The organism is Caballeronia sp. (assembly GCF_028292365.1).
In the GTDB taxonomy this organism is placed as follows: Bacteria; Pseudomonadota; Gammaproteobacteria; order Burkholderiales; family Burkholderiaceae; genus Caballeronia.
Map to the genome: position 1 here is coordinate 1 of NZ_JAQGMM010000181.1, position 8,514 is coordinate 8,514.

An 8,514-nucleotide genomic window follows, 5' to 3' on the forward strand; every position below is an offset into this window, starting at 1 on the left:
GAAAAGCAGTGGTGAGATCCTGCACGAATGGGTCGGTTTCCGGTTCACGACGGTCACGCGCCGCACGCAGCATCGGTTGGGGAAGGTGAATGATCGGATCCATATTCTTGAAGGGCGGATGATCGTCTTTCTGAATATCGATGAAGTGATCCGCGTCATCCGCGAAGCCGATGATCCGAAAGAGGCGTTGATGGAGCGCTTCAATCTCAGCGAGCGCCAGGCCGACGACATTCTCGAAATCCGTTTGCGGCAACTGGCGCGGCTCGAAGCAATCAAGATCGAGCAGGAACTGAAGGAACTGCGCAGCGAAAAGGAAAAGCTCGAAGAGTTGCTCAACAGCGACGCTGCCATGAAACGGCTGCTGATCAAGGAGATCGAAGCCGACGCCAAGCAATATGGCGACGATCGCCGCACGTTGATCCAGCCGGAAAAGCGGGCGACGTTCGAGGTGCGCGTGGTCGACGATCCGGTGACGGTGGTGGTGTCGCAGAAGGGCTGGGTGCGGGCGTTGAAGGGCCATGGCCTCGATCCCGCCAGCTTCCAGTTCAAGGCGGGCGACGGCATTTACGCCGCGTTCCAGGCGCGTACACCGGACATGCTGATTGCGTGGGGCAGCAACGGTCGCGTGTACTCCGTGCCCGTCGCAATCCTGCCGGGCGGCCGGGGCGACGGTGTGCCGGTCACGTCATTGATCGAGCTCGAGTCGGGGTCGCATCTGCTGCATTATTTTGCCGCTTCGGTTGATCAGCCGTTGCTGCTGGCATCGAGTAACGGCTTTGGTTTCATGGCCAAGCTCGGCGACATGGTGAGCCGGGTGAAGGCGGGCAAGTCGTTCATGACCATCGACGAAGGTGCGGCGCCGCTCACGCCCATGCCGGTCCTGCCGGGCGCTACGCGGGTCGTATGCTTGTCGAGTAACGGACGCCTGCTGGTATTTGATGTCGACGAGATGAAGACGCTGTCGGGTGGTGGCCGTGGTGTCATCTTGATGGCGCTCGATCCAAAGGAGACGTTGCGGCAAGCGCTGGCTATCGACGCACGCGGTCTGGTGCTGATCGGCACGGGCCGGGGTGGCAAGGTGCGTGACGAGAAACTCGCGGGTGCAGCTCTGGAAGCGCACGTAGGCAAGCGGGCGCGCAAGGGCCGCGCGCCCGAGTCCACTATCAAGGTGACGGAGTTGCGGCCGGTGTTCGAAGGCTGATAACCGACGCGCACTAACGCGTGATAACGCGCCCCGGGTTGGCTACGCCGGTCCGGGGCGTTTGTTTATCTTGAAAATACTTGAACTGGCTCTGTCTGGCTGAGTCGAACGCCCGAACCTTGTAGAAACTTGAAAACGAAGGTGGCGGGCGAAGTGGGGGATAAGTGCTTGGGTGAGTGAGTCCTTGGCTCGGCAGTGGAAACCGGTGATTCACCTGCATTTAGGAACGTTAATGAATAAAGCGATTGAAGTGGCGCTGTTCCTGCATTTGTTGGGGGTGGCGGTCTGGATTGGCGGGATGATTTTTGCTCACTTCTGTCTGCGGCCGGCAATAGCGGATTTATCGCCGCAATTGAGGTTGCCGTTATGGGAGTCGGTATTCGCTCGATTTTTCAACTGGGTGGCAGCATCGGTGCTGGTGATACTGCTGACGGGCGGTTTTTTGCTGACACAATTCGGCGGCGCCCACGCGGCGTTGCCGTTACACGCCATGGCAGGTCTCGGCATTGTGATGATGCTGATTTTCGGCCATATCCGATTCGGCGTATTCCCGAAAATCCGGCGCGCAGTGCAATCGCAAAACTGGCCCGACGGTGCGAGGGCGGTAGGTACGATCAGAAGGCTCGTGCTGGTCAATATCGTGCTGGGTGTGGTGACCGTGGGCGCAGCGGTTTTGTCGCGGGGATTCTGATCACGTGGGCGCACGGAAAGGGTCGTGCATGCGCTACAAAAGGCTGGTACGGACTGGGTCTTTCACCCACAGCAGTTAGCCGTTTCCCGTCTGGAGGTCCGAGAATAGCGAGTGCGTCGCGAACCCCTCAGACGAGCGATGAACCCATCACCGGCGTTGCGTTTTCAATCAACAGTATTAGACGGCGCTTCCCCTAACGGTAGGGCCACGACCTCAGCCATGAGCCCCAGGCCGCAGACCCCAAAGCGGTCGAGTAGCGCCTGCACGCCATCCGCCGGAACCGCGCGAGAAAAGAGAAAACCTTGGGCCTCGATCGGTCCAAGCCGGGACAACCATGCAACTTGCTCCTCGGTTTCGGTTCCTTCAACCACAACGGTCAAACCTAGCGACCGGGCAAGATTGACAATGGCGGAGACCATCACGCAGACACTGCGATCGTGCGGAATAGCCTGGATAAATGATCGGTCGACCTTGAGTGTGTCGACGGCAAACCGGTTCAGATAAGACAGTGACGAATATCCGGTACCGAAATCATCCAGTGCGATCCTGACGCCAAGGCGCTTCAACGCAGAAATTTTCTCCGCGACAATATCCGGAAACTCCATCATCACGGTTTCAGTAATCTCGAGTTCGAGTTTCCCCGGCGCAATACCGCTTTCGCGAATGGCAGCCGCGACGGTCTCAAGCAAATCCCCGCGCCAGAACTGCACCGCCGAGATATTCACCGCAAGCGACAACCCGTCATACCCTTGACGCTGCCAGACTGCCAATTGCCTGCACGCCGTATGAATCACGAAGTCACCGATAGGCACGATCAGTCCCGTCGATTCCGCGACCGGAATGAACTCGTTAGCCGGAATCAGGCCGTGCTGGGGATGATTCCATCGCGCCAGCGCCTCAAAACCGGTGATACATCGTCGAGTCAGATCGATCTTTGGCTGATAAGCGAGAAACAATTGATCCTGGGCCAGGGCGACCCGTAATTGCTGTTCCCACTTCATCAGATGATCGGCGCGATGTGATAACTGCGGCGAATAAAACTGATAGCAGTTCTTGCCCGAGTCCTTCGCGCTGTACATGGCCAGGTCGGCCTTCTTCAGCAAGTCGATTTCGCTTTCGCTCGACACGGAATACAACGCAATGCCAATGCTCGCGTGCAACACGAAGGCGCTGCCGCGCACGTCGAAAGGCGTCGCGAACATATGCGAAACCGCTTCCGCCAGTTCAACTGCTTGCCGCTCCACGTCGGGGCCCTTGACCACCACCACGAATTCATCGCCGCCAATACGTGACAGCATGCCGTCGTCGCTGATCGTTTCTGCCAGCCGGGACGCCGTCATCTGCAGGACGATGTCGCCGGCGTTATGGCCGAGGGTGTCGTTGACGGTCTTGAAGTTGTCCAGATCAATGAAAAGCAGCGCAAGATGGCCGACGTTCTCCGGCTTGGCAACGTCGTGACGCAGCATTTGCAGCGTGGAATAGCGGTTTCGCAAACCAGTCAGCAAGTCGTATTCAACGAGATGCGTCATCTCGCGCTCACGCCCGAGCAGTTTGCCGATCAGCCCGGTCGCCACCGCGAAAAAGCCGAGCATGGCGAGCGAGATGAAGGTCGCCATCAGCAGATAAACGCGCCGTGTGTGATTGAAGTCGGTGAATTCCTCTGCCTGCGACAGGCCGACAAGCACACCGAGCGGATAGCCATCTATGTGCCGATACGAAACGATGCGCGTGACGTTGTCGATGGGATCGACATAGATGCCGGATGCGTGCTCGGAGGTCGGGTACACGCCGCTTGCTGTGAACGCGGCCTGCGGGTTGCCGCTGCCGTCGACCTTTTTCGTCAAGCGGCCGTCCGGATGGACGGATGTCGCGCCAGCGCCTACGCCGGTGCTGCGGGCGAGCACCGAGCCGTTGTCCGAAATCACGGCGACCACGCCGTCGCGTCCGATCGACGCCACGTTGTAGAAGTCGCTCGTGAAGTAGCTGGGATCCTCCGATACGACCACGACGCCCGCGAACGAGCCGTCGGGATGATTCAGGCGACGCGTGATCTGCAGCGTCCATTGCCGGGACACGCGGCCGAGGACGGGCTTGCTGATGTAGAGCAGGTCGTCGTTGGAAAGCTGGTGAATCCGGAAATGTTCACGGTCGGAAAGATCGACAGGTTTTGGTATGGCGCCCGATGTGGACCCGACCAGCATGCCGTGTTCATCGATCAACGAGACTTGCACCAGCGTGTCGCTCTGCACCACGCCTTTTTCAACCGTGCTTGCAAGGTTGAACTGCCCGGGTGTTTTCTCGAACTCGTATTTGACGAAACGGGTGATCTGGTCGACCTGATGAATGGCCTTGATCGTGTGCTGCTCAAGCGCGGACGAGAGAATGGCCGCTGAGGCCATTGACGCGTGCGTGGCGGCGTCGCGCTCCACGGACAGGCGAGCAAAGATCACCGTCCACAGCAGGACGAGCACGAGCGCACCCAGCGCCGGAATGGCGAACAATGCGCGGCGCCGTCGCGGAAAATCCGCTTGCTTCATGTCGCGTGGCGCTTTGGGCCGTGATCGATTCATGGGTTTGGTCAGTCCATGGACCCTGTGACGGGTTGCGCCGATAGTGCGTCCGGAACAACATAAGTGAGTATTGGCATTGCTGCAGCGCGTCCAATGCCGGTGAGGCGGGGCGTTATTGCCGTTTTCCCGATGAATCCGGGTCATCTTTCCACTTTGTTTGCAGCCCTTTTGCACACTGGGGCCTGCGTGCGCGTTAAGCACGCTTGCATTTAGCTTACGATGATTTTTGTAATACTGTTTTAAAACTCCAACTCCGTCCGGTGTTGACCCGGGCTGACCGATGGCCGCTGGTATCCAGTCCCCCCGCGTGAGCCTGATTTCCAAAATGACGGCTGAGTCAGATAATACCAATGACAACCGGCTTAGATATTACTGAAGGCAACTCATTTAAGGAAGCGTGGCGGCGAGGCGAAGTATCGAGGTATACACGGATAGGCTGAAGCGCTTATCTGGAGGGGTTTTGGGCGGGGCGACGCTCGTTTCGCCAATGTGAATTTAAGCGAACGAAGTGCGGTAATTTGAATCCCGATGCCGGGCGGCATCGGGATTAAGAACAAGACTAAAATTCGTTGCAGCGATTTATGCTTCTTAAGTGTTTAAAGCAGCGCTTTCAGCTCACTTCGGCAATCAATTCGATTTCGACGCAAGCGCCCAGCGGAATCTGCGCTACGCCAAATGCCGAGCGTGCATGTTTGCCGGCCTCGCCGAAAATATCGGCGATCAACTCGGACGCGCCGTTGGTCACTAGGTGCTGCTCGGTGAACTCGAACGTGGAGTTGACGAGGCTCATTACCTTCACGATCCGCTTCACTCGGTTCAGGTCGCCGACATGCGCGTGCAGCGTGGCGATCAGGTCGATGGCAATGGAGCGTGCGGCGGCACGGCCTTCCTCGGTCGTGAGCGTAGCGCCCAGCTTGCCCACCCACACCTTGCCGTCCTTTTTCGCGATGTGGCCGGACAGATAAACCGTGTTGCCGCTTTGCGCGCTCATCACGTAGGCGGCGGCGGGGGCGCCGGCCGTCGGCAGGTCAATGCCGAGTTCCTTCAGCTTGTCGTAGACGTTCAGTTGGGCCATGGGGTACTCCCTAAAAATGGAAAGGATGACGCGAGAGCGCACCAGGGCGGTCGTCCCGCCGCGGCACGCCTCTAATGCGACGAGATCAGACCAGCGCGCGAATCAACGCGCCGAGCTTGGCGATACCTTCGTCGATCTTCGCCGGGGGCACGGTCACGAACGACAGACGCAGCGTGTTGTGCTCCGCTTCGTTCGCGAAGAACGGGCCACCGGGCACGAACGCGACGTGCTGCTCGATTGCCTGCTCGAGCAGCTTCATTGTATCGATGTGCTTACCGGCGTGTTTCGGCAGCTTCACCCATACGAACATGCCGCCTTCCGGACGGTTCCATTCAACACCCGCCGGCATGTGCTGCTCGAGCGACGCCAGCATGGCCGCGCATTGGTCGCGATACAGCGCGCGGATCTTCGGGATATGCGTCTCGAGAAAGCCGTCTTTCACGACTTCGTGCACGATGCGTTGCGTGAGGCTCGGTGTATGCAAGTCGGTTGCCTGCTTCGCCTGTACCAGCTTGAAGTGCAATTCTTCGGGCGCAATGATGTAACCCACACGCATGCCGGGCGACAGGACCTTCGAGAACGAACCCAGGTGCACGATGTGATCGGGCGCCATCGACAGCATGGTCGGCAGGGGGGCGCCCGCGTAGTCGAGCGCACCGTATGGATCGTCCTCGATCACCGGGAAGCCGGCGCGTTGCGCAAACGCGGCTAGCGCGGTGCGGCGTTCCCGCGACAGGCGGCGGCCCGTAGGATTCTGGAAATTCGGCTGCGCGTACAAGAGGCGCGCACCGGCCGTCAGCGCGGCGTCAAGCGAGGATGGGATCAAGCCGTGTTCGTCGGTCGGGACTTGCACGTAGTTCGGCTCATACATGGAAAAAGACTGCAGCGCGCCCAGATACGTAGGCGTTTCGACCAGCACGCGGCTGGCGGGGTCGATCAACACCTTGCCGAGCAGGTCGAGCGCTTGTTGCGAGCCTGTTGTGATCAGCACTTGCGATGGCCGGATCGACGCGCCGTTCACCGAGTAGCGTTGCGCGACCCATTCGCGCAGCGGCAGATAGCCTTCGGTCGCACTGTATTGCAGCGCGGCGGCCGGGCTGTCACGCAGGATGCGGTCGCACGCCACCCGCATTTCCTCGACAGGAAATGTAGCTGGTGACGGCAATCCGCCCGCGAATGAAATGACCTCTGGCCGCTCGGTGACCTTCAGGATTTCGCGAATCGCCGAACTGGTGAGCTTTCTCGCACGTTCGGAAAGTTGCCACGGCTGGGCTTGAAGGTCGGCTTGATTCATGGGGTCCTCGGTTGGTCTCAATGAGCGGTTCTAATGCGCATGCGGGTTGATGAAATGCTGCACGGTGCTTCGAATAAGGTCCTGCGTAATGCAATCCAGCGCAATCGATGAGTGGCGGCGGACGCATATTATGGCGTGCCGGTGGTCCGGGTCGATTGTCATCAAACCCAATACGAGTACGAACCGCGCCGGCGTTCTATTGCTCGTCTTCCTGCACCGGTTCGTCTTGCCCCGGTTCGGCCGTGTCCTCAGGCGTGTTCGCGACATTGACTGCCTCTGTGTCTTCGGTCTTCCTGCTCTTGGCGCGCTTGCGGGCTGCCTTGGCCGGCGCGGCCTCTGCCTGCTTGGCCGCTTCGATCGATTCAGCAGATTCCCCCAGCGTAACGATGGAGCCATCCACCAACTCAAATTCCGCGACGAGTACCGGCGTGCCCGACGTGACTTCGACCTGCAGCAGGTGGGACACCCCAAGCCATGCCAGTTGCTCCGAGATCAGGTGCGCTCGCGGATGAAACCCCGTCAGCGACTTCAGCGCAATACCGGTTTCCGGCAACGTTTCGCTCGGATGCTGCGGCGTGTCCCACTGGATCAGCGACGGCAGGAGCCCGTCGCCGGCGCCTTGCCACGCGGGAAAAGTGCCATCGACCGGAACGGTGAGATCCCATGCGTTCCCGCCGCGTGTCAGGGGTACCACAGCCGGAATGCGCTCCGGGTATTGCGCTTGCCAACGCGTCAGCCGCTTCGGCCGGTTCACACGCACGACCCAGTGCACAAGTTGCGGGCCGGCTTCAAGACGCTTGATCTGCGCCGGGTCGTCGAGTGCAAAGAGGCGAGGGCGTGGCGTTTGGACCGGCTCCGCGTTCGGGTCGATCGCGATCACTTCAAGATACGCGCCGCCCCACAGGTTCAGCAGGCGGTTATGCGTGCGCATCAGCGGATGCGCACCGCCTCCGGTCATCTCGACGCCCAATTTTGCGGCGATAAAGTCCGCGCCTTCTTCCAGCGTGCGGGCGGCGATAACGAGGTGGTCGAGTTGCAGCGGATGAGCGGTCATAGTGCGCGAATAGCTTGAAGGAAAATTGCCCGGACAACGCCGGCTGAGCTCGTCAGCATACCCGTTCCGCCCGGCCCTGCCGCTATGCCGGCTCTGCGTTAGCCATCTGGCCGAGCATTTAGCCAGACAATCAGCGCATGGCTCGCGCAGCGGCTGAGAATCGTCCTGGAGCTCTTCCGAGGCAGTGAAGACGTACGAAAACGCCGCACGAAATGCCTACAGAAACCGCCAAGTTTAGCTATCGTCCCAGTCTTAAATGTATCGGCAACGACCGTAACAGTAACGGTACAATCGATCCAATACTCTACGGTACAGTCATCGAACGCATCTAACCCCGATGGAACCTGACATGTCAGTCCCGCTCGACCAGATCCCCGCGCCGCACGGCGCGCCGCAACTGACGCTCGTCGACCAATTGGTCCAGTGGGGCCGGCGCCGGATTGACGAGCGGGTGTTCCGTCCAGGCATGCGCATGCCGTCCATCCGCAAACTCGCGGTGGATAAGGGCGTGTCGCGTTTCACGGTGGTCGAGGCGTACGAACGACTGGTCGCGCACGGGTATCTGGACTCGCGGCGCGGCTCCGGGTTTTTCGTGCGCGACCGGACCAGTTCCAACGATTCCCACGTCC

General features: G+C 59.8%; 6 protein-coding genes and 1 pseudogene. 3 read left to right on the plus strand and 4 right to left on the minus strand.

What is annotated here, in order from left to right:
- Both JWR14_RS11100 and JWR14_RS11105 read left to right on the plus strand, forming a co-directional pair.
- Window positions 1–1,201 (plus strand): DNA gyrase subunit A (locus JWR14_RS11100; protein ID WP_299705873.1); only part of this gene is annotated, 1,201 nt, incomplete at its 5' end.
- 232 nt (window positions 1,202–1,433) lie between these two features.
- Window positions 1,434–1,892 (plus strand): CopD family protein, encoded by a 459-nt coding sequence (locus JWR14_RS11105; RefSeq protein WP_299705875.1) that lies wholly within the window; start codon window positions 1,434–1,436, stop codon window positions 1,890–1,892.
- 164 nt (window positions 1,893–2,056) lie between these two features.
- On the opposite strand, the gene JWR14_RS11110 is transcribed toward JWR14_RS11105, so the two are convergent.
- The 4 genes and pseudogenes from JWR14_RS11110 to JWR14_RS11125 all read right to left on the minus strand — a co-directional run.
- Window positions 2,057–4,462: an EAL domain-containing protein gene (locus tag JWR14_RS11110; RefSeq protein WP_299705878.1), complete on the minus strand. Its 2,406-nt coding sequence runs from the start codon at window positions 4,460–4,462 to the stop codon at window positions 2,057–2,059.
- A gap of 610 nt (window positions 4,463–5,072) precedes the next feature.
- Window positions 5,073–5,537 carry a RidA family protein gene (locus JWR14_RS11115; RefSeq protein ID WP_299705881.1) on the minus strand — a complete coding sequence of 155 codons (465 nt, stop codon included), beginning with the start codon at window positions 5,535–5,537 and terminating at the stop codon, window positions 5,073–5,075.
- An 85-nt stretch (window positions 5,538–5,622) separates the two neighbouring features.
- Window positions 5,623–6,831 (minus strand): PLP-dependent aminotransferase family protein, encoded by a 1,209-nt coding sequence (locus JWR14_RS11120; protein WP_299705884.1) that lies wholly within the window; start codon window positions 6,829–6,831, stop codon window positions 5,623–5,625.
- A gap of 391 nt (window positions 6,832–7,222) precedes the next feature.
- A pseudogene (locus JWR14_RS11125) lies at window positions 7,223–7,885 on the minus strand (VOC family protein); the annotation flags it as partial.
- 349 nt (window positions 7,886–8,234) lie between these two features.
- Here JWR14_RS11125 and JWR14_RS11130 point away from each other — a divergent pair.
- Window positions 8,235–8,514: winged helix-turn-helix domain-containing protein (locus JWR14_RS11130; protein WP_299705887.1), on the plus strand; the 280-nt coding region annotated here is incomplete at its 3' end.